General features: G+C 63.9%; 26 protein-coding genes and 3 tRNA genes. 23 read left to right on the top strand and 6 right to left on the bottom strand.

Annotated elements, in window-relative coordinates:
• The first annotated feature begins 9 nt into the window (after positions 1 to 9).
• From AC1RRE_RS11855 to AC1RRE_RS11835, 5 genes are read left to right on the top strand one after another with little or no spacing between them, the layout of a single operon-like run.
• A complete protein-coding gene (locus tag AC1RRE_RS11855; RefSeq protein WP_492981388.1) occupies positions 10 to 1,143 on the top strand; it encodes an acyl-CoA dehydrogenase family protein in 1,134 nt (377 codons plus the stop codon).
• A 39-nt stretch (positions 1,144 to 1,182) separates the two neighbouring features.
• Positions 1,183 to 2,964 (top strand): potassium/proton antiporter, encoded by a 1,782-nt coding sequence (locus tag AC1RRE_RS11850; RefSeq protein ID WP_492981387.1) that lies wholly within the window; start codon positions 1,183 to 1,185, stop codon positions 2,962 to 2,964.
• A gap of 28 nt (positions 2,965 to 2,992) precedes the next feature.
• On the top strand, positions 2,993 to 3,598 hold the full coding sequence (locus tag AC1RRE_RS11845; RefSeq protein WP_492981386.1) for a 2-hydroxychromene-2-carboxylate isomerase: 606 nt from the start codon (positions 2,993 to 2,995) through the stop codon (positions 3,596 to 3,598).
• Between the two features lie 28 nt (positions 3,599 to 3,626).
• Positions 3,627 to 4,226 (top strand): 2-hydroxychromene-2-carboxylate isomerase, encoded by a 600-nt coding sequence (locus AC1RRE_RS11840; RefSeq protein WP_492981385.1) that lies wholly within the window; start codon positions 3,627 to 3,629, stop codon positions 4,224 to 4,226.
• Complete coding sequence (locus AC1RRE_RS11835; RefSeq protein WP_492981384.1) at positions 4,223 to 5,188, top strand: DMT family transporter; 966 nt, start codon at positions 4,223 to 4,225, stop codon at positions 5,186 to 5,188. Before AC1RRE_RS11840 ends, AC1RRE_RS11835 begins: the two co-directional genes overlap by 4 nt.
• Here AC1RRE_RS11835 and AC1RRE_RS11830 read toward each other — a convergent pair.
• Positions 5,173 to 5,958, bottom strand: a complete 786-nt coding sequence (locus AC1RRE_RS11830) for an SDR family NAD(P)-dependent oxidoreductase (protein ID WP_492981383.1) — start codon at positions 5,956 to 5,958, stop codon at positions 5,173 to 5,175. The two genes, AC1RRE_RS11835 and AC1RRE_RS11830, sit on opposite strands and share 16 nt — an antisense overlap.
• A gap of 165 nt (positions 5,959 to 6,123) precedes the next feature.
• Here AC1RRE_RS11830 and AC1RRE_RS11825 point away from each other — a divergent pair, with 165 nt between their 5' ends.
• The 11 genes from AC1RRE_RS11825 to AC1RRE_RS11775 all read left to right on the top strand — a co-directional run bounded on the left by AC1RRE_RS11825 (position 6,124) and on the right by AC1RRE_RS11775 (position 17,628).
• Positions 6,124 to 7,731 carry a carboxyl transferase domain-containing protein gene (locus tag AC1RRE_RS11825; protein WP_492981382.1) on the top strand — a complete coding sequence of 536 codons (1,608 nt, stop codon included), beginning with the start codon at positions 6,124 to 6,126 and terminating at the stop codon, positions 7,729 to 7,731.
• A 12-nt stretch (positions 7,732 to 7,743) separates the two neighbouring features.
• Positions 7,744 to 8,535, top strand: coding sequence for an enoyl-CoA hydratase-related protein (locus AC1RRE_RS11820; protein WP_492981381.1), 792 nt, complete (start codon positions 7,744 to 7,746; stop codon positions 8,533 to 8,535).
• Positions 8,536 to 8,549: 14 nt separating this feature from the next.
• A complete protein-coding gene (locus tag AC1RRE_RS11815; RefSeq protein ID WP_492981380.1) occupies positions 8,550 to 10,568 on the top strand; it encodes an acetyl/propionyl/methylcrotonyl-CoA carboxylase subunit alpha in 2,019 nt (672 codons plus the stop codon).
• 2 nt (positions 10,569 to 10,570) lie between these two features.
• Positions 10,571 to 11,476, top strand: a complete 906-nt coding sequence (locus tag AC1RRE_RS11810) for a hydroxymethylglutaryl-CoA lyase (RefSeq protein WP_492981379.1) — start codon at positions 10,571 to 10,573, stop codon at positions 11,474 to 11,476.
• A gap of 26 nt (positions 11,477 to 11,502) precedes the next feature.
• Positions 11,503 to 11,922: a DUF1489 family protein gene (locus tag AC1RRE_RS11805; RefSeq protein ID WP_492981378.1), complete on the top strand. Its 420-nt coding sequence runs from the start codon at positions 11,503 to 11,505 to the stop codon at positions 11,920 to 11,922.
• A gap of 33 nt (positions 11,923 to 11,955) precedes the next feature.
• Positions 11,956 to 12,783: a division plane positioning ATPase MipZ gene (locus AC1RRE_RS11800; RefSeq protein WP_492981377.1), complete on the top strand. Its 828-nt coding sequence runs from the start codon at positions 11,956 to 11,958 to the stop codon at positions 12,781 to 12,783.
• 148 nt (positions 12,784 to 12,931) lie between these two features.
• Positions 12,932 to 13,903 (top strand): tripartite tricarboxylate transporter substrate binding protein BugD, encoded by a 972-nt coding sequence (locus tag AC1RRE_RS11795; RefSeq protein ID WP_492981376.1) that lies wholly within the window; start codon positions 12,932 to 12,934, stop codon positions 13,901 to 13,903.
• Between the two features lie 123 nt (positions 13,904 to 14,026).
• Positions 14,027 to 14,485 (top strand): tripartite tricarboxylate transporter TctB family protein, encoded by a 459-nt coding sequence (locus AC1RRE_RS11790; protein ID WP_492981375.1) that lies wholly within the window; start codon positions 14,027 to 14,029, stop codon positions 14,483 to 14,485.
• Between the two features lie 12 nt (positions 14,486 to 14,497).
• Complete coding sequence (locus AC1RRE_RS11785; RefSeq protein ID WP_492981374.1) at positions 14,498 to 16,003, top strand: tripartite tricarboxylate transporter permease; 1,506 nt, start codon at positions 14,498 to 14,500, stop codon at positions 16,001 to 16,003.
• Between the two features lie 105 nt (positions 16,004 to 16,108).
• Positions 16,109 to 16,831, top strand: coding sequence for a vWA domain-containing protein (locus tag AC1RRE_RS11780; protein ID WP_492981373.1), 723 nt, complete (start codon positions 16,109 to 16,111; stop codon positions 16,829 to 16,831).
• A complete protein-coding gene (locus tag AC1RRE_RS11775) occupies positions 16,831 to 17,628 on the top strand; it encodes a DnaJ domain-containing protein (RefSeq protein WP_492981372.1) in 798 nt (265 codons plus the stop codon). The genes AC1RRE_RS11780 and AC1RRE_RS11775 overlap by 1 nt, the downstream gene beginning before the upstream one ends.
• Here AC1RRE_RS11775 and AC1RRE_RS11770 read toward each other — a convergent pair whose 3' ends face one another.
• Complete coding sequence (locus AC1RRE_RS11770; protein ID WP_492981371.1) at positions 17,629 to 17,955, bottom strand: hypothetical protein; 327 nt, start codon at positions 17,953 to 17,955, stop codon at positions 17,629 to 17,631.
• A gap of 135 nt (positions 17,956 to 18,090) precedes the next feature.
• Between AC1RRE_RS11770 and AC1RRE_RS11765 the strand changes: the two genes are divergently transcribed.
• Positions 18,091 to 18,480, top strand: a complete 390-nt coding sequence (locus tag AC1RRE_RS11765) for a nuclear transport factor 2 family protein (RefSeq protein ID WP_492981370.1) — start codon at positions 18,091 to 18,093, stop codon at positions 18,478 to 18,480.
• On the opposite strand, the gene AC1RRE_RS11760 is transcribed toward AC1RRE_RS11765, so the two are convergent.
• Positions 18,468 to 18,542, bottom strand: a tRNA-Thr gene (locus tag AC1RRE_RS11760). The two genes, AC1RRE_RS11765 and AC1RRE_RS11760, sit on opposite strands and share 13 nt — an antisense overlap.
• A gap of 157 nt (positions 18,543 to 18,699) precedes the next feature.
• On the opposite strand from AC1RRE_RS11760, the gene AC1RRE_RS11755 reads away from it, so the two are divergent.
• The 4 genes from AC1RRE_RS11755 (at position 18,700) to bfr (ending at position 20,226) form a co-directional block, all read left to right on the top strand.
• Positions 18,700 to 19,239 (top strand): hypothetical protein, encoded by a 540-nt coding sequence (locus AC1RRE_RS11755; protein ID WP_492981369.1) that lies wholly within the window; start codon positions 18,700 to 18,702, stop codon positions 19,237 to 19,239.
• A 10-nt stretch (positions 19,240 to 19,249) separates the two neighbouring features.
• The gene (locus AC1RRE_RS11750) at positions 19,250 to 19,480 is read left to right on the top strand and encodes a (2Fe-2S)-binding protein (RefSeq protein ID WP_492981368.1); all 231 of its coding nucleotides are present in this window, start codon (positions 19,250 to 19,252) and stop codon (positions 19,478 to 19,480) included.
• Positions 19,480 to 19,611, top strand: a complete 132-nt coding sequence (locus AC1RRE_RS11745; RefSeq protein ID WP_492981367.1) for a hypothetical protein — start codon at positions 19,480 to 19,482, stop codon at positions 19,609 to 19,611. The genes AC1RRE_RS11750 and AC1RRE_RS11745 overlap by 1 nt, the downstream gene beginning before the upstream one ends.
• A gap of 132 nt (positions 19,612 to 19,743) precedes the next feature.
• A complete protein-coding gene (gene bfr, locus AC1RRE_RS11740) occupies positions 19,744 to 20,226 on the top strand; it encodes a bacterioferritin (protein ID WP_492981366.1) in 483 nt (160 codons plus the stop codon).
• Between the two features lie 5 nt (positions 20,227 to 20,231).
• Here bfr and AC1RRE_RS11735 read toward each other — a convergent pair whose 3' ends face one another.
• Both AC1RRE_RS11735 and rlmB read right to left on the bottom strand, forming a co-directional pair.
• Complete coding sequence (locus tag AC1RRE_RS11735) at positions 20,232 to 21,017, bottom strand: 2OG-Fe(II) oxygenase (RefSeq protein WP_492981365.1); 786 nt, start codon at positions 21,015 to 21,017, stop codon at positions 20,232 to 20,234.
• Positions 21,018 to 21,177: 160 nt separating this feature from the next.
• Positions 21,178 to 22,347, bottom strand: a complete 1,170-nt coding sequence (gene rlmB / locus AC1RRE_RS11730; RefSeq protein WP_492981364.1) for a 23S rRNA (guanosine(2251)-2'-O)-methyltransferase RlmB — start codon at positions 22,345 to 22,347, stop codon at positions 21,178 to 21,180.
• 147 nt (positions 22,348 to 22,494) lie between these two features.
• Between rlmB and AC1RRE_RS11725 the strand changes: the two genes are divergently transcribed.
• A tRNA-Tyr gene (locus AC1RRE_RS11725) sits at positions 22,495 to 22,580 on the top strand.
• 71 nt (positions 22,581 to 22,651) lie between these two features.
• Positions 22,652 to 22,725 (top strand) — tRNA-Gly (locus tag AC1RRE_RS11720).
• A gap of 2 nt (positions 22,726 to 22,727) precedes the next feature.
• Here the strand turns inward: AC1RRE_RS11720 and AC1RRE_RS11715 are convergent.
• A partial coding sequence (locus AC1RRE_RS11715; RefSeq protein ID WP_492982962.1) for a hypothetical protein occupies positions 22,728 to 22,966 on the bottom strand: 239 nt, incomplete at its 5' end.

Here is a 22,966-nt window from a genome sequence, read left to right as displayed (position 1 = left end):
AGCACTGCCATGCTGACCGAAGACCAGCAGATGATCCGCAACATGGCGCAGGATTTCGCCCGCGAGCGGCTGCTGCCCGGGGCTGCCGCGCGCGATCGTAGCGGCGAACCGCCGGTGGAGCTGCTGCGCGAGATGGGCGGGCTCGGCCTGCTCGGCATGGGCGTGCCCGAGCAGTGGGACGGGGCAGGGGCCGATTTCGTGTCCTATGTGCTGGCGCTGGAAGAAATCGCCGCCGCTGATGGCGCGATCAGCACGATTATGTCTGTCAACAACTCCCCTGTATGCGCGGCCCTGCTGCGCTACGGTACAGCAGAGCAGAAAGAGCGCTTCCTCAAGCCGCTGGCGCGCGGCGAGTGGATCGGCGCCTTCTGCCTGACCGAGCCGCAGGCCGGCTCGGATGCCTCGAATCTGCAGACCCGGGCCCGGCGCGACGGCAACGGTTGGGTGATCAACGGGGTGAAGCAGTTCATCACCTCGGGCTCGATCGCCAAGGTGGCGCTGGTTTTCGCGGTCAGCGATCCTGGCCAGGGCAAGCGCGGCATCTCCTGCTTCGTGGTTCCCACCGACACACCCGGTTACAAGGTCGCCAGTATCGAGCAGAAGCTGGGCCAGAAATCCTCCGATACCTGCCAGATCGTCTTCGAGGACCTGAAAGTCGGGGCTGATGCCCTGCTGGGCGCGGAGGGCGAGGGCTACCGGATCGCGCTGGCCAACCTGGAATCCGGGCGGATCGGCATCGCCGCGCAGGCCACCGGCATGGCCCGGGCGGCCTTCGAGGCGGCCCGGGACTATGCCGGCCAGCGCCAGGCTTTCGGCACGGCGATCATCAACCACCAGGCGGTGGCCTTCCGGCTGGCGGACATGGCGACCCGCATCGAGGCGGCGCGCCAGCTGATTCTGAATGCCGCACGGCTGAAAGACGCTGGGGCACCCTGCCTGAAAGAGGCCAGCATGGCCAAATTGTTTGCGTCTGAAATGGCCGAACGCGTATGCTCGGACGCCATCCAGATTCACGGCGGCTACGGCTATCTCGCCGACTTCCCGGTGGAGCGCATCTACCGGGACGTGCGCGTCTGTCAGATCTACGAAGGCACCAGCGATGTGCAGCGGCTGGTGATCAGCCGCGCTCTCACCGGAAGCTAGACCAGAACGCCTCAAAAAGAGGCCTTGTAAGGAGCAGTATTGAACCAGGCCAACGAGATCCTTTTCATCGCATCTCTGTTGGTCCTGGTCAGCATCTTTGCCGGCTCGGCCTCCAGCCGGTTCGGCGTGCCCTTCCTGCTGGTCTTCCTCGGGCTGGGGCTTTTCGCCGGCGAAAGCGGCCCGGGCGGCATCGTCTTCCGCGACTACCAGCTCACCTATGCCGTCGGCTCAGCGGCGCTGGGCATCATCCTTTTCGATGGCGGGTTGCGTACGCATCTGTCCACCGTCCGCCTGGTGGTGGCGCCGGCCTTCGTGCTGGCCACCGTCGGCGTGGTGGTGACGGCGGGAGCGGTGGGGCTGGCGGCGCATTACGCCTTCGGGCTCAATCCGCTGGAATCCTTCCTGGTCGGCGCCATCGTCGGCTCGACCGATGCGGCGGCGGTGTTCTTCCTGCTGAACATGAAGGGCCTGGCGCTGCAAAAGCGCGTCAGCGGCACGCTGGAAGTCGAGTCCGGCATCAACGATCCGATGGCGATCTTCCTTACGTTGATCGCCGTGGAACTGCTGCGGCGCGGCCAGTCGCCGGAACCGCTGCAGCTTTTCGGCCTGTTCGTCGCGGAAATGGCCGGTGGCCTGATCATCGGAATTCTGGGCGGCTTCATGCTAGTCGGGTTGTTCAACCGCGTGGCCGTGGCCGGCGGCCTCTATCCGATCGTCGCCATGGCCGGCGCTCTGCTGATCTTCTCGGGCGCGCATTACGTTCATGCCTCGGGCTATGTCGCGGTCTATGTCGCCGGCCTGGTGCTGGGCAACAGGCGGCATCGCGGCGCACAGGTGATCCTGCGCTTCTACGACGGACTGAGCTGGCTCGGCCAGATCGTCATGTTCCTGCTGCTCGGCCTGCTGATGACGCCCGAGGAGATGACGCCCTATGCCATCGGCGGCGGCATCGTGGCCGGCGTATTGATGCTGGTGGCGCGCCCCGTTGCGGTGATCATGTGCCTGCTGCCCTTCCGCTACACCATGCGCGAGATCGGCTTCATCTCCTGGGTGGGTTTACGCGGCGCCGTGCCGATCTTCCTGGCCACCATCCCAGTGCTGGCCAAGCTGCCCAATTCCGAACTCTACGTCACGGCGGCCTTCGTCTGCGTCGTCGCCTCGCTGACCCTGCAGGGCTGGACCATCGGTCCGGTGGCGCGCTTCTTCGGCCTCGAACTGCCGCCAAAGCCTGAGGCGGTGGCGCGCACAGCCGATATCGACCTGGGTTCGATGCAGGACCGCGATATCGCCAGCTATCGCATCGAGGCCGATGCGCCGGCATTGGGTTACCGCTTCGCCGAACTGCCGTTGCCGCGACGCTGCCGCATCATCTCGGTGATCCGCAGCGGCACGGTGATGGACCGCACCAAGCTGGAGAATGTCGAGCCTGGCGACTACCTGCTGGTGCTGGCGCCGCCCGAGCAGTTTTTCGCGCTCGACCGTCTGTTCACTGCGCGCAAGCTCGACAAGGCACGGCGCAAGCGCGAGCGCGGCGAGGAAGTGTTCGGCGAATTCGTGCTGACCGGCGATACGCTGATGGGCGAGCTGTCGGTGATCTACGGCATTCCCGTGGAAGAGAAGGACAGCAAGGAGCCGGTCGGCGCGCATCTGCGTCGCAAGCTGCGCCATCGCGCCGTTGTCGGCGACCGCGTACGGCTCGGCCCGGTAGAGCTGGTGGTGCGCGAAATCCGCAATGACCGCATCACCTCGGTCGGCATCGAGCTGGAACCGGAGGAGCATCCGATCCTGCGCGGCTTCCGCCGCGCCTTCGGATTCGACTGAGCTAAACAAGAAAAGTGGAGGAGCGGACATGGCGGCCGCACTGGACTTCTATTTCGATTTCGGATCGCCCTACGGCTATATCGGCGCCCAGCGTATCGAGGAGATCGCCGCCAGGCATGGCCGCAGCGTGAACTGGCATCCCATGCTGCTGGGCGCGGTGTTCAAGAGCGAGGGCACGCAACCGCTGACCCAGTATCCGATGAAGGGCAAATACTCGACGCATGATTTCAAGCGCAGCGCGCGCGAGCATGGCATCCAGTTCAACATGCCGGCGAAATTCCCGGTGCCGACGCAGGCGGCCGGGCGCGGCGTCTACTGGCTGCAGCAGGAACAGCCCGACAAGGTCGTGGCCTTCATCAAGACGGTCTACAAATCCTATTTTGTCGATGGCATCGACATCTCGTCGCCCGATACCATCGGCGACATCGCGGCTGGCTTGGGCATCGACCGCAAGGCTTTCATGGCCGGCATCGAGAGCCAGCCGATCAAGGACAAGCTGCGCGCCGTGACCGAAGATGCGATCCAGCACCGTGGTATTTTCGGCTCGCCCTTCACCATTGTCGACGGCGAACCCTTCTGGGGCGCCGACCGTCTTGACCAGGTCGATCGCTGGCTGCAGCGCGGCGGCTGGTAAACCATAAAAAACAGAGGGAAGCTTCGCCATGGCCAATCCGATCCGCTTCTACTGGGATTTCACCTCGCCCTACGCCTATATCGGCGCGCATCTGATCGAGGCGGTGGCGCAGAAACATGGCCGCAGCGTCGATTGGCGACCGATCTCTCTGGGCCATCTGTGGAAGGCCATTCCGGATCGCACGGAGTATTCCAAGGTGAAGATGGGCCACATGATGCACGACTGGACGCGGGCTGCGAAACTCCACGGCCTGCCGATCGTCACCACGCCCGATCCGTTTCCCACCGATGTGAAGCTGCCGCGCCTGCTGTTCTACCGGCTCAAGGAGAACAATCCGGCCAAGGCGGTGGTCTTCGCCAAGGCGGCCTTCAAGCATTACTGGGGCGAGGGCAAGGATATCGCCAGGCCCGAGCATCTCAAGACCGTGGTGCATGTGGCCGGCGTGCCCGAAGCCGAGATCGCCAAGGCGGCCGAGGACCAGGTGGCGCGCCAGCATGTGCTGGATGCAACGGCCGAGGCAATCGAACTGCAGGCCTTCGGTACGCCGACCTTCATTGTCGACGATGAAATGTTCTGGGGCAGCGACCGCATCGATCATATCGACCGCTGGCTCGGCAAGAAGCGATGAGTGAGAAAACCACCAGCGGCCTGCTCGCGGGAACCGGCCTGGTCGTCACGTCGCTGCTGTGGGGCGCGATGATCCCGATGACGCATGCGCTGGCGACACGCTATCTGGATCCGTTTTTCATCTCGGCCATCCGTTATCTCATCCCGGCGCCGCTGCTGATCGTCATGGCGCTCATTTTCGACCGCGCCTCGCCCTTCCGTGCGCCGGTGCCCTGGCCGCTGGTGATCCGGCTTGGTACGGCCATGGGCCTGTTCTCGATCTGCTACACCATCGGCGTGATGATGTCGGAACCGGTGCGGGCCGCCATCACCATGAGCTGCAGTCCGCTGGTCGCCGCCGCGATGACGCGCGCCATGCTGCGCGTGCCGCTGGCGCGCGGCTTCTGGCCGGCCGCCATCGCAGCCATCATCGGCGCGGCGCTGGTGGCGCTGGATGCTGCGCGACCGAAAGCCGGTAGCATGGGCAGCGACTATCCATACGTGGGTGAGGTGCTGCTGGTTTTCGCCATGATCCTGTGGAGCTGGTATTCGCTGCGCGTGCAGAGCTGGTTGGCGCCGCGCGGCTTCAGCAACATGCGGGCCACCTGCCTGACCACGCTGGTCGGCGGCACACTCATTTGCAGCCTGTTCGTGGTGCTGGCTGTGGTCAGTCCCGGGCGTGTGCCCACCGAAGTCCCGCCATTGCCGGCCATCGGCATGCTGCTCTGGCTCGGCTTAGGGGGAGCAGGGCTGGCGATCCTGTTCTGGAATTACGGCGTCAGCCATGTCGGCGTGCCGGTGGCGACGCTGTACAGCAGCCTCGCGCCGGTCTTCGCCGTGGTGGTTTCGGCGCTGTTCTTCGGCAGCGGGTTCACCCTGCAGCAGATCGCCGGCGGGATTCTCATCCTCGCCGGCGTGGTCCGCATGCAGTGGCTTGGCATGAAAGCCGCGAAAGAGGCGGCTGCCCGTCAGAAGATGGTGTAGGCGCCGTCGATCACGAAGCTGTCGCCGGTGTGATAGCTGCTGGCGTCGCTCATCAGATAGGTGGCGATGCCACCGAAATCCGAGCCCTGGCCCCAGCGCCGCACCGGAATGCGCGGCAGCACGTTGCCACTGAATTTCGGATCGGCGATGCCGCCTGCCGTCATCTCGGTCTCGATCCAGCCGGGCAGGATCGAATTGGCGGTCACGCCATAGCGCGCCATCTCGGTGGCGAGCGCGCGGATCACCGACAGCATCGCGCCCTTGCTGGCCGCGTAGGACTGCGCACGCGCCGCGCCATGCACGCCGGCCGTGCTGGCCATGCCGACAAGACGTCCGCCGGCGGTGTCGCCCTTTTTGCTGCGCTCGACCATATGGCGGGCGGCGGCGCGCATGGTGAAGAAGGCGCCATCTAGGTTGACCGACAGCACCCGGCGCCATTCCGCCGTGGTGAGTTCATGGAAATTCGCCCGCGCCTGGCTGACGCCGGCATTGGCGAAGCAGCCGTCGATGCGGCCCATGGTTTTCAGCGCTTCGGCAAAGGCGGTTTCCACCTGCGCTTCGTCGGCGACATCCACTTTCTGGACCAGCACGCGGCCGCCATGGGCCTTCAATGCGGCTTCAGCGGCGGCATTCTTGGTGGGGTTGCCGCCCCAGATCACGAGATCGCAGCCGGCCTGCGCCAGACCCTCCGCCATGCCCAGTCCGATGCCGCCATTGCCGCCCGTAACCAGTGCCACTTTGCCGCTGAGATCGAAGCCTTTGCCGGCCATGTTTCCTCCCATAGTTTTTGTCGATGGTGCCGATAGATAGGTCAAATTAGCATCTGCCGGGAAAGCCCGCATCCATTATCCCGGCCGGGCCTCTTGCAGCCCTGCCGGGGCGCTGGCATGGTCGATAAAACAACAGCCCCGAGAACGAGAAGCAGCCCCTCTGCCATGAGCGCTCTTACCAGCCAACTCGATACCCGTTCGGCGGCCTTCCGCGACAACGCGGCGCAGATGCAGGCGCTGGTCGACGATCTGAAAGCCAAGGTCCGCCTGATCAAGCAGGGCGGCGGTGACAAGGCCCGCGAAAAGCATCTGTCGCGTGGAAAGCTGCTGCCGCGTGACCGTGTCCGCACCTTGCTCGATCCCGGCACGCCTTTCCTCGAACTCAGCCAGTTCGCCGCTTACGACATGTATGGCGGGGATATCCCGGCTGCCGGTGTGATTACCGGCATCGGCCGTGTGGCCGGGCGTGAATGCGTCATCGTCTGCAATGACGCGACGGTGAAGGGCGGCACCTACTTCCCGATGACGGTGAAGAAGCATCTGCGGGCGCAGGAAATCGCCATGCAGAACCGCATGCCCTGCATCTACATGGTCGATTCCGGCGGCGCCAACCTGCCGACCTGGGATGATGTGTTCCCTGATAAGGAACATTTCGGCCGCATCTTCTACAATCAGGCCAATATGTCGGCCGCCGGTATTCCGCAGATCGCGGTGGTCATGGGCAGCTGCACGGCCGGCGGCGCTTACGTGCCGGCGATGTCGGATGAGTCGATCATCGTGAAGAACCAGGGCACCATCTTCCTGGCGGGCCCGCCGCTGGTGAAGGCGGCGATTGGCGAGGTCGTCTCGGCCGAGGAACTGGGTGGCGCCGATGTGCATGCGCGCACCTCGGGTGTCAGCGACCATTACGCCATGAACGATGCCCATGCGCTGGGCCTGGCCCGCAAGATCGTGGGCAACCTCAATACCATGAAGCAGGTGTCGGGCGATGTGCGTGAGCCGCGTCCGCCGCGCTATGACATGGCCGAACTGTATGGCGTGATCCCCAAGGACAGCCGCATTCCCTTCGACGTGCGCGAGATCATCGCGCGTCTGGTCGACGATTCCGAATTCGACGAGTTCAAGAAGCTGTACGGCGCCACGCTGGTCTGCGGTTTTGCCCGCATCCACGGCTATCCCATCGGCATCATCGCCAATAACGGCATCCTGTTCTCGGAAAGCTCGCTGAAGGGCGCGCATTTCATCGAGCTCTGCTGTCAGCGCAATATCCCGCTGCTGTTCCTGCAGAACATCACCGGTTTCATGGTCGGCAAGAAATACGAGGCCGGCGGTATCGCCAAGGATGGCGCCAAGCTGGTCACGGCGGTCTCCACGGCGAAGGTGCCGAAGTTCACCGTGATCATCGGCGGTTCTTATGGCGCCGGCAATTACGGCATGTGCGGCCGGGCTTACTCGCCGCGCCTGCTGTTCATGTGGCCGAATGCGCGCATCTCGGTGATGGGCGGCGAGCAGGCGGCTAGCGTGCTGGCGACCGTGAAGCGCGACGGCATCGAGGCCGGTGGCGGCACCTGGTCGAAGGATGAGGAAGAAGCCTTCAAGGACCCGATCCGCGCCCAGTATGACCGCCAGGGCCATCCGTATTATGCCTCGGCCCGCCTGTGGGACGACGGCATCATCGATCCGATGGATACTCGCACCGTGCTGGCGCTGGGGTTGAGCGCTGCCCATAACGCACCCTTCGAGCCGACGAAGTTCGGCGTCTTCCGGATGTGAGGGGCGCGCGCCATGTCAGACGAACTCATCCTCCTTGATATCGACCAGCGCGGCGTCGCCACGGTGGCGCTGAACCGGCCGCAGATCCACAACGCCTTCAACGACGACGTGGTGCAGCGCCTGAGCGCGATCTGGGATCAGATTGCCGCCCATACTGATGCGCGCGTTGTGGTGCTGAAGGGCAATGGCAAGAGCTTCTCGGCCGGCGGTGATCTTGACTGGATGCGCAAGTCCGGTCAGGCCACACCGGAGCAGAATCGCGCCAGCACTATGAACATGGCGCGCATGCTGAAAAAGCTGAATGACCTGCCGCAGGCAACCATCGCGCTGGTGCATGGCAACTGCATGGCCGGCGGCACCGGTCTCGCATCCTGCGCCGATATGGTGATCTCAACGGCGGAGGCGAAATTCGCGTTGACCGAGGTGCGTCTCGGCCTCACGCCGGCAACCATTTCGCCTTATGTGGTGGCCGCGATCGGCCCGCGTCAGGCGCGCCGGTATTTCCTCACTGCCGAACGGTTCAGTGCTGACGATGCCTGCCGCATCGGTCTGGTACACGAGGTGGTAGCCGACGAGGCGGCGTTGGCCGCGCGCGGCGAAGAATATGTTGCGGCCCTGCTGCTGGGCGCGCCGGGCGCGATCCGTGATTCGAAATTGCTGATCTCCCGCGTGGCCCATGCCCGCGTGGATGATGAGCTGATGCAGTTCACGGCCCAGAATATCGCCGATCGGCGCGCCAGCCCGGAAGGGCAGGAGGGCCTCGCGGCCTTCTTCGACAAGCGCAAGCCGAACTGGGCGAACTGAGAGTGGAGTAAGCAGTGTTCCGCAAAATCCTGATCGCCAACCGCGGTGAGATTGCCTGCCGCGTCATCCGCACCGCCAGGAGCATGGGCGTGGCGACGGTGGCCGTCTATTCCGATGCCGATGCCAATGCGCGCCATGTCGCCATGGCCGACGAGGCCATCCATATTGGCGGCGCGGCGGTGCGCGAGAGCTACCTGCTGCCGGATCGCATCATTGCCGCCGCGAAACTGACCGGTGCGCAGGCAATCCATCCGGGCTACGGCTTCCTGTCTGAAAACGCCGGCTTCGCCCGGGCCTGCAAGGATGCCGGCATTGTCTTCATCGGCCCGCCGGCCTCGGCCATCGAGGCGATGGGCCTGAAGGGTGCGGCCAAGGCGCTGATGGAAAAGGCCAAGGTGCCGGTGGTGCCGGGCTATCACGGCGACGACCAGTCGCCCGAGCTGCTGGCGAAAGAAGCCGAGCGCATCGGCTATCCCGTGCTGATCAAGGCGGTGGCGGGCGGCGGCGGCAAAGGCATGCGCCGTGTTGATTCCGCCAAGGAGTTTGCCACGGCTCTGGCCGGCGCGCAGCGCGAGGGCGCCAATGCCTTCGGCGACGACAAGGTGCTGCTGGAAAAGTATCTGGTGAAGCCGCGCCATATCGAAATCCAGGTCTTTGCCGACAGCCATGGCAATGCCGTGCATCTGTTCGAGCGCGATTGTTCGGTGCAGCGCCGCCACCAGAAGGTGCTGGAAGAGGCGCCGGCGCCTGACATGCCGCCAGCCATGCGCAAGGCCATGGGCGATGCGGCCGTCGCCGCCGCCAAGGCGATCGGCTATGTCGGTGCCGGCACCGTGGAATTCATTGCCGACGTTTCGGATGGACTTCGCGCCGACCGCTTCTACTTCATGGAAATGAACACGCGGCTTCAGGTGGAGCATCCGGTGACCGAGATGATCACCGGCCAGGACCTTGTGGCCTGGCAGCTGAATGTGGCGGCCGGCGGCACACTCCCGCTGTCGCAGGACCAGTTGCAGATCAACGGCCATGCGGTGGAAGCCCGCATCTACGCCGAGGACCCGCAGAAGAATTTCCTGCCTTCGGTCGGCACGTTGCATCGCCTGCGTGCCCCGGCGGAAGACCGTCATGTCCGCGTCGATACCGGCGTGCGCGAGGGCGATGCTGTCACGCCGTATTACGATCCGATGATCGCCAAGCTGATCGTCTGGGATACCGACCGCAAGGCGGCGCTGCGTCGCATGAAGCAGGCGCTGGCCGAGTACCAGATCGCAGGCGTGCAGACCAACACCGCCTTCCTGATCGCGCTGGCCGGCCATGAGGCCTTTATCGGCGGCGATCTGGATACCGGTTTCATTGAACGTTTCCGCGCCGACCTGTTGCCGGCGCCGCAGCCGGCCTCGACCACGGTGCTGGCGGTGGCGGCACTCGCCGTGACGCTGGAGCGTCGCGCGGCGATGGCGCGGCAGTCGGCGCAGAGCGGCGACCGCTGGTCGCCCTGGGCGCAGGTCACCGGCTGGCGCGTGAATGACCATGGCTGGGACGAGCTGGTGATCCGCGAGCGCGACACTGATGTCACCTGCCGGATCGAATATCTCGATGGCGATGCGCTGCATGTGCATGCTCCGGCCGGCGATGTCACCGTGCAGGGCAGTCTGGACAGTGATGGCAACCTGAACGCTGTGATCGACGGCCGCCGCCTGCACGCTGGCCTGGTGCATGCGGGCGAGGACCTGGTGCTGATGCTGCCGGGCGAGACGCACCGGCTGACCGTTATCGATCCGCGCGCTGCCGGCGATATGGACGAAGGCGGCAGCGGCCACCTGACCGCGCCGATGCCGGGCAAGATCGTGCAAGCGCTGGTGGAAGAGGGGGCGAAGGTCGAGAAGGGCCAGCCCCTGATGATCCTCGAAGCCATGAAGATGGAACACACGATCAGCGCGCCGGCCAAGGGCGTTGTGGCCAAAGTGAACTTCCGCGCCGGCGACCAGGTGCCGGAAGGTGCCGTGCTGCTCAATCTGGAAACGGAGGCCTGATTATGGGCCTGCCGTCGAAGATTACATTGTGGGAAGCCGGACCACGCGACGGCCTGCAGAACGAGCCGGGCGTGGTGCCGACCGAGGTGAAGATCGAACTGATCGATCGCCTGGCCGACTGCGGTCTGAAGCATGTCGAGGCGACCAGTTTCGTCTCGCCGAAATGGGTGCCGCAGATGGGCGACCATGAAGCGGTGATGGCGCAGATGAAGCGTCGGCCCGGCGTGGTCTATCAGGTGCTGACGCCCAATATGAAAGGTTACGAAGGCGCGCGCGCCGCCGGCGCCGAAGCGGTCGGCGTCTTCGCTGCCGCCAGCGAAAGCTTTTCGAAGAAGAACATCAACTGCAGCATCGACGAGAGCATCGAGCGCTTTCGTCCGGTGGTGGAGGCGGCCCGGCGCGACGGCGTGAAGGTGCGCGGCTTCGTCTCGGTCGTGGTCGGCTGTCCCTTCGAAGGCGCCATCGCACCGGAGCAGACCGCCAAGGTGGCGAAGCAACTGCACGATATCGGCTGCGACGACGTGGCGCTGGGCGACACCATCGGTGTCGGCACGCCGGGCAAGGTCAAGGCGATGATCGAGGCCTGCGCCAACGTCATGCCGCTGGCCAATCTCGGTGTGCATTTCCACGATACCTACGGTCAGGCGCTGGCCAACACGCTGGCGGCGCTGGAATGCGGCATCACACGGCATGATGCCTCGGTCGCGGGTCTTGGCGGCTGCCCCTATGCCCCGGGCGCCACCGGCAATGTCGCCACCGAAGACGTGGTCTACATGCTGGACGGCATGGGCATCGAAACCGGCGTCGACCTGAAGAAGCTGGTGCAGACCGCCTGGTGGATTTCCGACCGTCTTGGCCATCCGCCGGCCTCCAGTGTGGCACGCGCCCTCAAATCGAAATGCCTGTAAAAAAAGCCCCCGCAAAAAGCACTATCGTGCCTGTCCATCTTCTGAAGATCGCCGTTGGCATCGACAGCCTGGAGCATTTCCGCGAGCGCATGAAGGTGCGCAAAAAGGCCGGCAAGACCTTCACCCATTACACGCGTCACATGCCCAAGCGCGCCGAAGAGGTGCTGGCTGGCGGTTCGCTATACTGGATCGTCAAGGGCTACATCGCCGTGCGCTGCCCCATTGTGCGTCTGGAAGAAGCCGTGCTGGAGAACAAAGGTCCGCATTGCGGCATCGTGATGAAGACCGAGCTGATCCCCGTGCTGCCGCAGCCGCGGCGTCCGCATCAGGGCTGGCGCTATCTGGAAGATGAGGATGCGCCTCCCGATGTCTCGGCTGCCGGCAAGGGCGCGGCCGAGATGCCGCCGGAGCTGCTGGCCGAGTTGCGTGCGCTCGGCCTGCTATAATTCAGAAATAGTACCTGTATCCGGAGTTCACCCATGACCGCCCAACAGCGGCCACGCATCATTGTCGTCGGCAACGAGAAGGGCGGCTCGGGCAAGTCGACTACCTCGATGCACATCCTGATCGCGCTGCTGACCGAAGGCGGCCGCATCGCCGCCATCGACCTGGATGGCAAGCAGCGCACGTTGACGCGCTATCTGGAAAACCGGCAGGCCTTCATCACCAAGCACAGCCTGCGGCTGGCGATGCCCGAGCATCTGGTGATCACGGAAAGCGATCTGCCCAACCGGCCCGAAGCAGAAGCGGAGGAGGCCGCGCGCTTCGCCACCGCCATCGCCGATCTGGCCCCGCGCCATGATTTCATCCTGGTGGATTGCCCGGGCAGCGATACCCATCTGGCCCGCATCGGGCATTCGCATGCGGACCTGCTGATCACGCCCGTAAACGACAGCTTTATTGACGTTGATTTGCTGGCCACCATCGAACCCGACACGCTGAAGGTGATAAAGCCCAGCCGCTACGCGGTGATGGTGTGGGAACAGCGCAAGCAAAGGTTGGCCCGCGACCGCCAGAGTGTCGACTGGGTGGTGATCCGCAACCGGCTGTCGCATCTGGACGCCCGCAACAAGCGCAATGTCGGCCACGTGCTGCAGGCGCTGGAAAAACGCATCGGCTTCCGGTTCCTGCCCGGTCTTTCCGAACGGGTGATTTTCCGCGAACTTTTCCTCACCGGCCTGACGTTGATGGACCTGGATCGCACCACCCTTTCGGGCGGTGCCGCCGGATTGAGCATGGCGCAGGCTGCGGCACGTCAGGAAGTCAGGGCACTGCTGCTCGGGCTCAATCTGATCACTGAGGACTGATCTGCCTTAAACGGCGTCATTGCTGCACCGCACAAGGAAAAAACCTTCTTGGGTTTTACTTGGAGGCGGCCGGGAATCTGTGCTTTATACAACGGAAATTCGGGTCGGAGCCGTAGGGGCTCCGGGGGTTTAACGACAGGGAGATACTATGAAAAAAACACTTTCGCTGCTCGCTGGCAGCCTGCTGCTTCTGGGCACTGCTGCTCAGGCGCAGGACTATCCGAACAAGCCCATCACCGTCGTGGTGCCGTTCGCTGCGGGTGGCCCGACTGATACGGTTGCCCGCCTGGTCGCCCAGTCGATGGGTACCACGCTGAAGCAGCAGGTCATCATCGAGAACGTCGGCGGCGCCGGCGGCACGCTCGGTGCCGGTCGCGTCGCGCGCGCCGCTCCCGATGGCTACACGCTGCTGCTGCATCATATCGGCCATGCCACCAGCGCCACGCTGTATCGCAAGCTGCCCTATGACACCATCAACGACTTCGAGCCGATCGGCCTGATCACCGACGTGCCGATGACCCTGGTGGCCAAGAAGGACCTGCCGCCGAAGGACTTCAAGGAACTCGTCGCCTACGTGCAGCAGAACAAGGACAAGGTGTCCTATGGTAATGCAGGTGTTGGCGCAGCCTCACATCTGTGCGGCCTGATGTTCATGAGCGCGATCAAGACCCAGATGACCACCGTTGCCTACAAGGGCACCGGTCCGGCGATGAACGACCTGCTGGGCGGCCAGATCGACCTGATGTGCGACCAGACCACCAACACCACCGGTCAGATCAAGGGCGGCAAGATCAAGGCATATGCGGTCACCACCAAGACCCGCGTGCCGTCGCTGTCTGACCTGCCGACCATGGACGAAGCCGGCATCAAGGGCTTTGAAGTGGCGATCTGGCATGGTCTCTATGCTCCGAAGGGCACGCCGAAGGCTGCGATCGACAAGCTGGTGCCGGCCCTGCAGGCCGCGCTGAAGGATGCGAACGTGGTTCAGCGCTTCCAGGAACTCGGCACCGAGCCGGTCGCCCAGAACCGCGCCACCCCTGCGGCGCTGGGTCCGTTCCTGAAGGCGGAAATCGAGAAGTGGGCGCCGGTGATCAAGGCGGCCGGCGAATACGCTGACTGAAACGTTACATATCTTTGACGTAAAAGATGGGGCGTCCGGCCTTTTGCAGGCTGGGCGCCCCTTGTACAAAGTCTGCCCCGGTCAGTTGGCCGGGGTAGCCGAAGACACGGCGTAGGGGGAGACATGTCCTTTATTCGCAGTCCAAAAGATTTCTTCGCCGGATTGCTGTTCATCCTGTTCGGCATCGCCTTCATTTGGCTGGCCAAGGATTACGGCTTCGGTACGGCCCGCCGCATGGGCCCGTCTTTCTTCCCCATCGTCCTGGCTGGTATCCTGGTCGCCATCGGTCTGGTCATCGGCGTGCGCGGCATCGCCGTCAGCGAAGAGCCGCCGAAGGGCTTCACCTTCAAGGGCCTGATGCTGGTCACCATTTCCACGCTGCTGTTCGGCGTGCTGGTGCGCAATGCCGGTGTGCCGCTTGCCACTGGCGTGCTGGTCTGCATCAGCGCCGTCGCGAGCCAGCGGTTCAACTGGAAACCCACTCTGGTGCTGGCCATCGGCCTCGCCATCTTCTGCGTTGTTGTCTTTGTCTATGCCCTGGGCCTGCCGATGCCGGTTCGCGGGCCGTGGCTTGGCGGTTGAGGGGATCAAGCCATGGAACTGCTCTCCAATCTTTATATCGGCCTCGAAGTGGCGATGACGCCACTGAACCTGCTGTACTGCCTCGGTGGCGTGTTTGTCGGCACCCTGATCGGCGTGCTGCCGGGCCTTGGGCCCACGGCCACCATCGCCATGCTGCTGCCGGTCACCTTCGGCCTGCCGCCAGTCTCGGCGCTGATCATGCTCGCCGGCATCTATTACGGCGCGCAGTACGGCGGTTCGACCACCGCGATCCTGATCAACCTGCCGGGTGAGTCATCCTCGGTGGTGACGGCACTCGATGGCTATCAGATGGCGCGCCAGGGCAAGGCGGGGCTCGCGCTCTCCACTGCGGCGCTGGGCTCCTTCTTCGCCGGCACGGTGGCGACCTTCCTGCTGGCGGTGTTCGCGCCGCCGCTGGCCGAAATCGCGCTCAAGTTCGGTCCCGCCGAATACTTCTCGCTGATGGTGATGGGCCTCGTGGCCTCGGTCGTGCTGGCGCATGGCTCGCTGCTCAAGGCGGTTGCCATGATCCTGCTGGGCCTGCTGCTCGGCCTGGTCGGCACCGACGTGACCTCGGGCACGCCGCGCTTCACCTTCGACGTGCCGGAACTGGCCGACGGCGTCAACTTTGTGATCGTCGCCATGGGCATGTTCGGTCTGGGCGAGATCATCCGCAATCTGGAGAACGAAGAGACCCGCGACGTCTTCAGCCGCAAGATCACTGGCCTGTGGCCGAGCTGGGCGGATATCAAGACGATCATTCCGCCGGTGCTGCGTGGCACCGCGCTGGGTTCGGCGCTCGGCATCCTGCCGGGTGGCGGCGCCATGCTGGCCTCGTTCGCGGCCTATTCGCTGGAGAAGAAGGTCTCGAAGAACTCGAAGAACTTCGGCAAGGGCGCCATTGAAGGCGTGGCTGCACCTGAATCGGCCAACAACGCCGGCGCACAGACCTCGTTCATTCCGATGCTGACGCTGGGCATTCCGTCCAACCCTGTCATGGCACTGATGATCGGCGCGATGATCATCCAGGGCATCCAGCCCGGTCCGCAGGTGATGACCGAACAGCCGGTGCTGTTCTGGGGCATCATTGTCTCGATGTGGTTGGGCAACCTGTTCCTGGTGGTGCTGAACCTGCCGATGATCGGTCTGTGGGTCCGCATGCTGACCGTGCCCTATCATCTGCTGTATCCGGCCATCCTGGTCTTCTGCGCCATCGGCGTGTTCTCGCTGAACAACTCCGATTTCGACGTCTACCTGATGGCCCTGTTCGGCGTGCTGGGATACGTGCTGTCCAAGTTGGACTGCGAACCGGCGCCGCTGCTGCTGGGCTTCATCCTCGGTCCGATGATGGAAGAGTATTTGCGGCGCGCCATGGTGTTGTCGCGCGGCGATGCGATGGTCTTCATCGAACGCCCGATCAGCGCCACCATGCTGGCCTTGGCCGCGATCGGCCTGATCGTCGTGCTGCTGCCGACGATCCGGAAGAAGCGTGACGAGGCGTTCACCGAAGAAAGCTAAACCCGGTCACGGCCGGTTTACCGCGACGCCGCCGGCTCAACCCGGCGGCGTTTTGCGTTTTCAGGCCATTTTGCTTTGTGGCTGCGGCCCCTATATCCTGTGGGCATGAGCACGGATAACCGGACCCCGGTCCCGAATAAGTCTTCTCTGGCCTCCACCCAGGAGGTGGATGCCTTCCTGCGGCAGGTGGCCCTGAGCCCCAAACCCGCCCCGCAGGGCGGCCAGCCCGGCCGTCTGGTCTTCGCCATGGATGCCACCGCCAGCCGGCGCGCGACCTGGGAAGAGGCACAGAGCATCCAGGCCGACATGTTCCGCACGGCCGCCGCCCTTGGCGGGCTCGAAATCCAGCTCGTGTTCTTTCGCGGCCATGGCGAGTGCAAGGCCTCGCCCTGGGTGGCGGAAGCCAATGCGATGCTGCGCCTGATGCGGCAGGTCGAATGCGTTGGCGGCCATACCCAGATCGAACGCGTGCTGAAGCACACCATGGGTGAGGCGCGCGAGCGCAAGGTCAATGCGCTGGTCTATGTTGGCGATTGCCTGGAAGAAGCCCATGACGACATCGCCCAGCGTGCCGGCGAGCTTGCCCTGCTGGGCGTGCCGATCTTTGCCTTCCAGGAAGGCGAGGAGCCGTTGGCCAAGGCCTGCTTCCAGGATATGGCGCGGCTGACGCGCGGTGCCTATTGCGCCTTCGATGCGTCCAGCGCCGCGACGCTGCGTGCGCTGCTCTCCGCCGTGGCGGCTTATGCCGCCGGCGGCTTCCGGGCGCTGGAGAATTACGGTCGCACGTCCGGACAGGATGTGCGCGCCCTGATCGGACAGATGCGCTGATGGCCGCCTGGTTCGCCATCGGTGTGGTGATTGTCGTGCTGCTGATGCTGGGCGCGCGGGGTTTCATCAATGCTGACCCGAAAATTCTGGCGCGCGCCCTGAAGATCATCGGTGCCGTGGTCTGCGGCGGCCTGGCGCTGTTCTTCCTGCTGCGCGGCCGCATCGACGCTGCCATGCTGATGGCAGCGGGCGCTGCGGCCTCATTGGGCTATCTGCCGCGCGGCCTGATCCCGTTCAGCGGCCTGTTTCATGGCCGGGGCCTCGGCTCGGGCTGGCAGCGCGCGCGCACCGGCAACGAAGCGCCACCGGATGGGGACCTGAATGGCGGCAGCGGCCAGCAGTCCAGCGTCGAGACGCATTGGTTGCGCATGCATCTGGATCACGGCACCGGCCGCATGGATGGCGAAGTGCTGCAGGGGCGTTATGCCGGGCGACGCTTGTCTGCGCTCGGCTTCGAGGACCTGATTTTGCTGCTGCGTGATTGCCGCGCCGCCGATAACCAGGGCGCGGCCCTGCTGGAATCCTATCTCGACCGCACGGTGGGCGAGGACTGGCGCGAGCGCGCCGCGAGCGGCGACGCGGGCGAGGCGGCCGATGCGATGTCGGGTGCGGCCAGCGGTGGCGCGATGACACGTGAGCAGGCCTGGGATGTGCTGGGGCTGAAGCCGGGCGCATCCGATGCCGATATCCGCGCCGCGCATCGTCGTCTGATGAAGAAGTTTCATCCCGACCAGGGTGGTTCGACCTATCTGGCGGCGCAGATCAACCGCGCCAAAGACCTGCTGCTGGGCGAATGACTACTCGGCCAGTATCAGCTGTCGGGGCCAGTCGGATGGCACCTCGATGATTTGCACGGCGCCCGACGCCTTGTTGTAGCGGCACAGCATCTGCGCCGATGCCTGCTTCATATGCGGCTGCGGCCACATGCCGGTGACCAGGATCAGGATTTCGTCGTTGAAATCGGCAGGCTGGGCGCTGGCCTTGGCTTCCAGCAGGCCGCTGGCGGCAGTGCAGCGCTGGCCGGCCGTGATCAGCAGGCCATGCCAGGATTCCGGCGTTGACGCCTGCGCGATCGATGTCAGCAGCAGAAGAAATGACGCAGGGAGAATCAGGCAGCGCAGCATGGCGGGACTAGAGCCGCGCTTTGTGGCTTTTTCAAGCCGCGACTCCTGAAGCCTTTGGGATTGCAGCGCTACAATTCCGCGATACCATTTTCCATCCTGGCGGCTAGGCTTCGATCCGATGAAGGAGTCCGCCCTATGACTGCCGCCGACACCGCTGCCAACGAAGCCGTCATCCAGCGCCAGCTCGATGCCTATAACGCGAAGGACATCGACGCGTTCATGGCCTGCTGCGCCGAGGACGCGCAGGTCTTCGCTCATCCCGACACGCTTTTGGCCAGCGGGGCGACTGAAATCCGCGCGCGCCATATCGTGCGTTTTCAGGAGCCAAACCTGTTCGGTCGTCTGATCCAGCGCATGAGCGTCGGCAATACGGTGATCGACCGCGAAGTGGTGACCCGGACATTTCCCGAAGGGCCTGGCAGGGTGGACGTGATTGCGATCTACGAGCTGGCCGGGGGGAAGATTTCCCGCGCCTGGTTCGCGATGGATCAGTCAATCTTGGATGAGGGGAGTGGTGCCGGATGAGGGGATTGAACCCCCGACCTTCGGTTTACAAAACCGCTGCTCTACCGCTGAGCTAATCCGGCCCGGATCGCAAACATGGGCGCTCGGGCGCCTGTTTACGCGAGGCATTTCCGCCGGGCAAGCCAAGTGCCGGGACAAGATCACCAAAAAGGCACTTGATAATCACTCGCAAGTTCGTTAGAACCGTATCTGAGAATGATTTGCAGAGCGGGTTTGCGCGTGGCGATGGGCGAGTATGCCGGCGTTGTTGCCGGTCCGGATCAAGGTGAAGGCCATTCGGAGCAGGGCTCCTGGCCGACCAGTGTGCAGGAACTGACCGAGGGCGAACGCCTGGTGGTCTGGGCCTTTCGCCGCTGGGTTTCCGGGCCAGAGCATCTGCCGATGCTGGCCCGCGAATTCAACCGCCAGTTCCGCCGCTCCGAATCCCGGCCGGCGCTGATCGCCCTGGATGCAGCGCTCACCTCGCTCAGCCGCCATGCCCGCCGCACCATCGTGCATCATCAGGCCTGCTGCCCCTGTCTGGCCGCCGACGAGGTCTGCGTGATCTCCATCGTGGCGGCGCTGCAGAATGGCGCGCCGGTGGCCGCGCGCGCCATGGCGCCATGGCTGGTCCGTCATGATGGCGTCGCCGCCTTCCTGGCGCCGCTGGAAGACCTGGCCGAATGCCTTGCCGGCAGCGGTCATGATCTGCCCTATCGCACGCGCCAGCGCGCGGCCCGGAATACGTCCGCGCTGCAGCCGGTCCGGCAGCTGCATTAAGGGGCGCGCGATGTATATCTGCCTCTGCCATGGTTTCACGGACGGGGATGTGCGCGGCGCGATTGCCGGCGGCTGCAAGTCGGTGGCTGCGGTCTATCGCCATCTGGCCGACCGTCCGCAATGCGGCAAATGCGTGCCCGAGGTGCGGGGCATGATCAACGAGCACAAGAGCGGCCATCAGCATGGCGCGGCCTGCATGATGCCGCAGGTTGCCGTCGCCAGCATGGAAGGTGCTGATTGATGAGCCAGGCCAGCGAGACGGAATTGGTGCTGTTCGCGCTGGCGAGCCTCGGTGTCGTGCTCTCGAGCCTGACAGTGTTGCGCATGATGCGCAGTCGCGCGGTTATCGCGAACAAGTCGCAGGGAAACTGAGTTAAGTCGCGGAATCTTTGCGACTAACTCGTAATTTCACGCATTTTTCTTGAGCCTTCGATAGGGCGGGCGTAAGCCTCGTGCCAACCAGCGACGCGTAGTGAGTCGCGCCCCCGGCACAGGAGTTCTCCCATGAAGGGCGACAAGAAGGTCCTCCAGCATCTCAACAGCGTCCTGAAGAACGAGCTGACCGCGATCAACCAGTATTTCCTGCATGCGCGCATGTGGAAGAGCTGGGGCTTCGAGCGGCTCGGTCATCATGAATACAAAGAGTCGATCGAGGAGATGAAGCACGCCGACAAGATCATCGAGCGTGTGCTGCTGCTGGAAGGCATTCCGAACCTGCAGGATCTGGGCAAGCTGAAGATCGGTGAGACCGTTCCTGAAGGCTTGAGCGCCAACCTGGACCTCGAGCGCAAGGGCCGCGGCGACCTGATCAATGCCATCGCCCATTGCGAGAGCGTGCAGGATTATGTCAGCCGTGACATGCTGCGCGACATCCTGCGCGACACCGAAGAGCATATCGATCATCTGGAGACCCAGCTGGGTCTGGTCGACAAAGTCGGCGTGCAGAATTACCTGCAGTCGCAGATGGGCGATGGCTCGTCGTCGTAATCCGGTTATGCCGCCGCTGGCGGGAAACTCCTGATCCTCACATCGAAGAGCAGGAGATCGCGCATGGTATCTTCACGTTTTACCGGTTCCACGCCGTGGAAGCTGCGCGGTGATTGCGGAAATGCCACCAGGCTGTTGGGCTTGTAGGGCATCGTTGCTGCGAGATCGAACATCTCGAAAGTATAATGGGGGCCGCCGTTGCACGTGGACGTGCGGTCTTTCGGGATATAGACCGATGTGCCGAGGTCGATCTGGCGCTCATCCGGCGGCAGGTAAAACAGCACCGAAACGACCTTGAGTATGGAATCGGTATGCGGGCCGAGGAAAAAATTCGTGCGGTCGCGCAGCAGAAACATTTCGTTGGCGAGTGGAATATTCTTCAGATCGCGGCCGCCACTTACCTCGATCGGCAAGGCGCTGAGCTTGTCGCGAATGGTATTGCCGAAAAGCGATATCCAGGCATTGCCAAACTCGCCATCACCAAAGGTCTGGAAGAGATTTTCCCAGAACTGCTTCTTCTCGGCGGACATGGGCGCGGCCGCGAGATTCTGGGAAAACAGACCGTAGCGCGCGTCATTGTAATTCCTGGTGACCCGGCCTGAATCGACTAGGCGCGTATATGCCTCATCCTCAATTCTGTGGCGCTGCAGTTCGGCATAGAAGTCGGCCGGGAAAACGTTCTCGACATAGATATGAGGGAAAGGGAAATGTCGTACAGGTGCATTCAGCACCTTGTACAGAACATGCAGCTTAGCGGCGGAAAACATATTCAAGGTTTCTCCTTCAAGCATTTTTATGCTTGAAGGAGGGCGCTGGCAGCCAGCTTCGACGGCAGGCTGTTCCACCGGATTTTTTGATTAGTCGTCCGGTGCCTGACATGGCCCATCTCAGGACCACAACGAAGGATGCGCCGGATGAGCTTATGCGCCTCGCATTATGGCGAGACGGCTATCAGCCGCGCGCGCATTCGTAGAGGGCGATCGCGGCGGCAGCCGACACGTTCAGGCTTTCCACCGCGCCGGTCATCGGCAGCTTGGCCAGGAAGTCGCACTTCTCGCGCGTCAGCCGGCGCAGGCCTTCATCTTCCGATCCCAGCACCAGCGCCACGCGACGGATGTCGCTGACCGCGTCGGCCAGCGTCTTGTCGGTTTCCATTTCCAGGCCGACACGCCAGAAGCCGTATTCGGCCAGCAGATCGAGTGCGCGCGACATGTTGGTAACGCGGACCAGCGGCACGACTTCCAGGCCGCCCGAGGCTGCCTTGGCCAAAGCGCCCGTGGCTTCGGGGGCATGACGGTCGGTGACGATCACGGCGCGGGCGCCGAAGGCGGCGGCCGAGCGCAGGATGGCGCCGACGTTGCGCGGATCGGTGACATGGTCGAGCAGCAGCACCACCTCGCGGCCGCTTTCCAGTTCCAGCGGTTCCTTCAGGCCTTCGACGCCGCCGTCATCCAGCGGATCGACCAGGGCGGCGATGCCCTGGTGCACCGCGCCGGGCGGCAGCAGGCTGTCGATCTTCAGTTTGTCGAGAATCTCGGGCGCCACGGCAGGAATGGGCATGTCGCTGCCCAGTGAGTCGCGTGTCTCGCGCGTCAGCACCAGGCGGCGCACATAGCGATCATCATTGTTCAGGGCGGCCAGAACGGCATGGGTGCCGTAGAGCCAGACCGGCAGGTCGCCGCGATGATGTGAGCTGCGGCGATCAAAGCTGCGCTGGTCGGGGCGGGGACCGGCAGGGCGGTCTGCCCCGCGATCAGGGCGACGCTCGCCGGTATCGGTGACATGGCGCTCGTTGCGCGGGCCTGGGCGGGGGCCGCGATCCGGACGGGCGTCGCGGTCGGGACGGCCCTGACGGTCGCCCCGGGATTCGCCCCGGGACTCACCACGGGCATCTTCGCGCCGGCCACTGTTGATTTCCCAGGGACGGGGGGCGCCGCCGCGATTCGCGCCGGCACCCTTGACGGGGGACTTCGCGCCAGGCTTGGTCGAGGCTTTGCCCGGACGCTTGTCGGCCCGCTTTTCGGGGCGCTCACGACTCTCCGAGGACCGGTTTTTGGGGCCCGAACCGCCCTTGGAAGAGGGGCGTTGCGGGTTGCGGGCATCTGGCTTGCGTCTGGTCATGGCGCCCCTTATAGTGCGCGCCGTCAGAAGCAACAACATTGCCGCCGAACCTCATTTCAGTTCGAGGGAAGGGGGCGATGACGGGGCTTTTGTCGCGTTTTTCCATTGACGGGCAGATATCCCTTCGTTAAGCGAAGGGCCCGGTTTGGAGGGGTGCCCGAGTGGCTAAAGGGGACGGACTGTAAATCCGTTGGCGTACGCCTACGCTGGTTCGAATCCAGCCCCCTCCACCATCTCCACGCCATCCGAAAGATGCATTGGCATCAATAGGTTGGTGGAAGTTATTGGAGTAAAACGCGAATCGGCGGGTGTAGCTCAGTGGTAGAGCCCCAGCCTTCCAAGCTGGTTGCGAGGGTTCGATTCCCTTCACCCGCTCCAGCTTAACAGGGCGGATGTGCCTCGGCACCCTCGTCCACGGTACGCGATGACGCGAACGGCGCCGGAATGGCGCGACGCGGATTTGGGTGCCGGACCGTCAAACTCAACCGGCGGGTCCGCAAGGGGCCGCTGAAAAACACTGGTCGGATAACAGGAATAGAGCGATGGCCAAGGCAAAGTTTGAGCGTAACAAGCCGCACTGCAACATTGGGACGATTGGTCACGTTGACCATGGCAAGAC

This window comes from Ferrovibrio sp. GW821-FHT12D07, assembly GCF_058807275.1.
The sequence above is the reverse complement of the archived record's forward strand: the minus strand, read 5'-3'. Positions and strand labels throughout refer to the sequence as shown.

Coding starts and splice junctions, on each gene's coding strand:
- AC1RRE_RS11785 (WP_492981374.1), top strand. CDS start 14,498: ATGGAACTGCTCTCCAATCTTTATATCGGCCTCGAAGTGGCGATGACG.
- AC1RRE_RS11830 (WP_492981383.1), bottom strand. CDS start 5,958: ATGGCCGGCAAAGGCTTCGATCTCAGCGGCAAAGTGGCACTGGTTACG.
- AC1RRE_RS11735 (WP_492981365.1), bottom strand. CDS start 21,017: ATGCTTGAAGGAGAAACCTTGAATATGTTTTCCGCCGCTAAGCTGCAT.
- AC1RRE_RS11820 (WP_492981381.1), top strand. CDS start 7,744: ATGTCAGACGAACTCATCCTCCTTGATATCGACCAGCGCGGCGTCGCC.
- rlmB (WP_492981364.1), bottom strand. CDS start 22,347: ATGACCAGACGCAAGCCAGATGCCCGCAACCCGCAACGCCCCTCTTCC.
- AC1RRE_RS11770 (WP_492981371.1), bottom strand. CDS start 17,955: ATGCTGCGCTGCCTGATTCTCCCTGCGTCATTTCTTCTGCTGCTGACA.
- AC1RRE_RS11825 (WP_492981382.1), top strand. CDS start 6,124: ATGAGCGCTCTTACCAGCCAACTCGATACCCGTTCGGCGGCCTTCCGC.
- AC1RRE_RS11800 (WP_492981377.1), top strand. CDS start 11,956: ATGACCGCCCAACAGCGGCCACGCATCATTGTCGTCGGCAACGAGAAG.
- AC1RRE_RS11790 (WP_492981375.1), top strand. CDS start 14,027: ATGTCCTTTATTCGCAGTCCAAAAGATTTCTTCGCCGGATTGCTGTTC.
- AC1RRE_RS11835 (WP_492981384.1), top strand. CDS start 4,223: ATGAGTGAGAAAACCACCAGCGGCCTGCTCGCGGGAACCGGCCTGGTC.
- AC1RRE_RS11840 (WP_492981385.1), top strand. CDS start 3,627: ATGGCCAATCCGATCCGCTTCTACTGGGATTTCACCTCGCCCTACGCC.
- AC1RRE_RS11745 (WP_492981367.1), top strand. CDS start 19,480: ATGAGCCAGGCCAGCGAGACGGAATTGGTGCTGTTCGCGCTGGCGAGC.
- AC1RRE_RS11780 (WP_492981373.1), top strand. CDS start 16,109: ATGAGCACGGATAACCGGACCCCGGTCCCGAATAAGTCTTCTCTGGCC.
- AC1RRE_RS11775 (WP_492981372.1), top strand. CDS start 16,831: ATGGCCGCCTGGTTCGCCATCGGTGTGGTGATTGTCGTGCTGCTGATG.
- AC1RRE_RS11845 (WP_492981386.1), top strand. CDS start 2,993: ATGGCGGCCGCACTGGACTTCTATTTCGATTTCGGATCGCCCTACGGC.
- AC1RRE_RS11855 (WP_492981388.1), top strand. CDS start 10: ATGCTGACCGAAGACCAGCAGATGATCCGCAACATGGCGCAGGATTTC.
- AC1RRE_RS11750 (WP_492981368.1), top strand. CDS start 19,250: ATGTATATCTGCCTCTGCCATGGTTTCACGGACGGGGATGTGCGCGGC.
- AC1RRE_RS11765 (WP_492981370.1), top strand. CDS start 18,091: ATGACTGCCGCCGACACCGCTGCCAACGAAGCCGTCATCCAGCGCCAG.
- AC1RRE_RS11795 (WP_492981376.1), top strand. CDS start 12,932: ATGAAAAAAACACTTTCGCTGCTCGCTGGCAGCCTGCTGCTTCTGGGC.
- AC1RRE_RS11810 (WP_492981379.1), top strand. CDS start 10,571: ATGGGCCTGCCGTCGAAGATTACATTGTGGGAAGCCGGACCACGCGAC.
- bfr (WP_492981366.1), top strand. CDS start 19,744: ATGAAGGGCGACAAGAAGGTCCTCCAGCATCTCAACAGCGTCCTGAAG.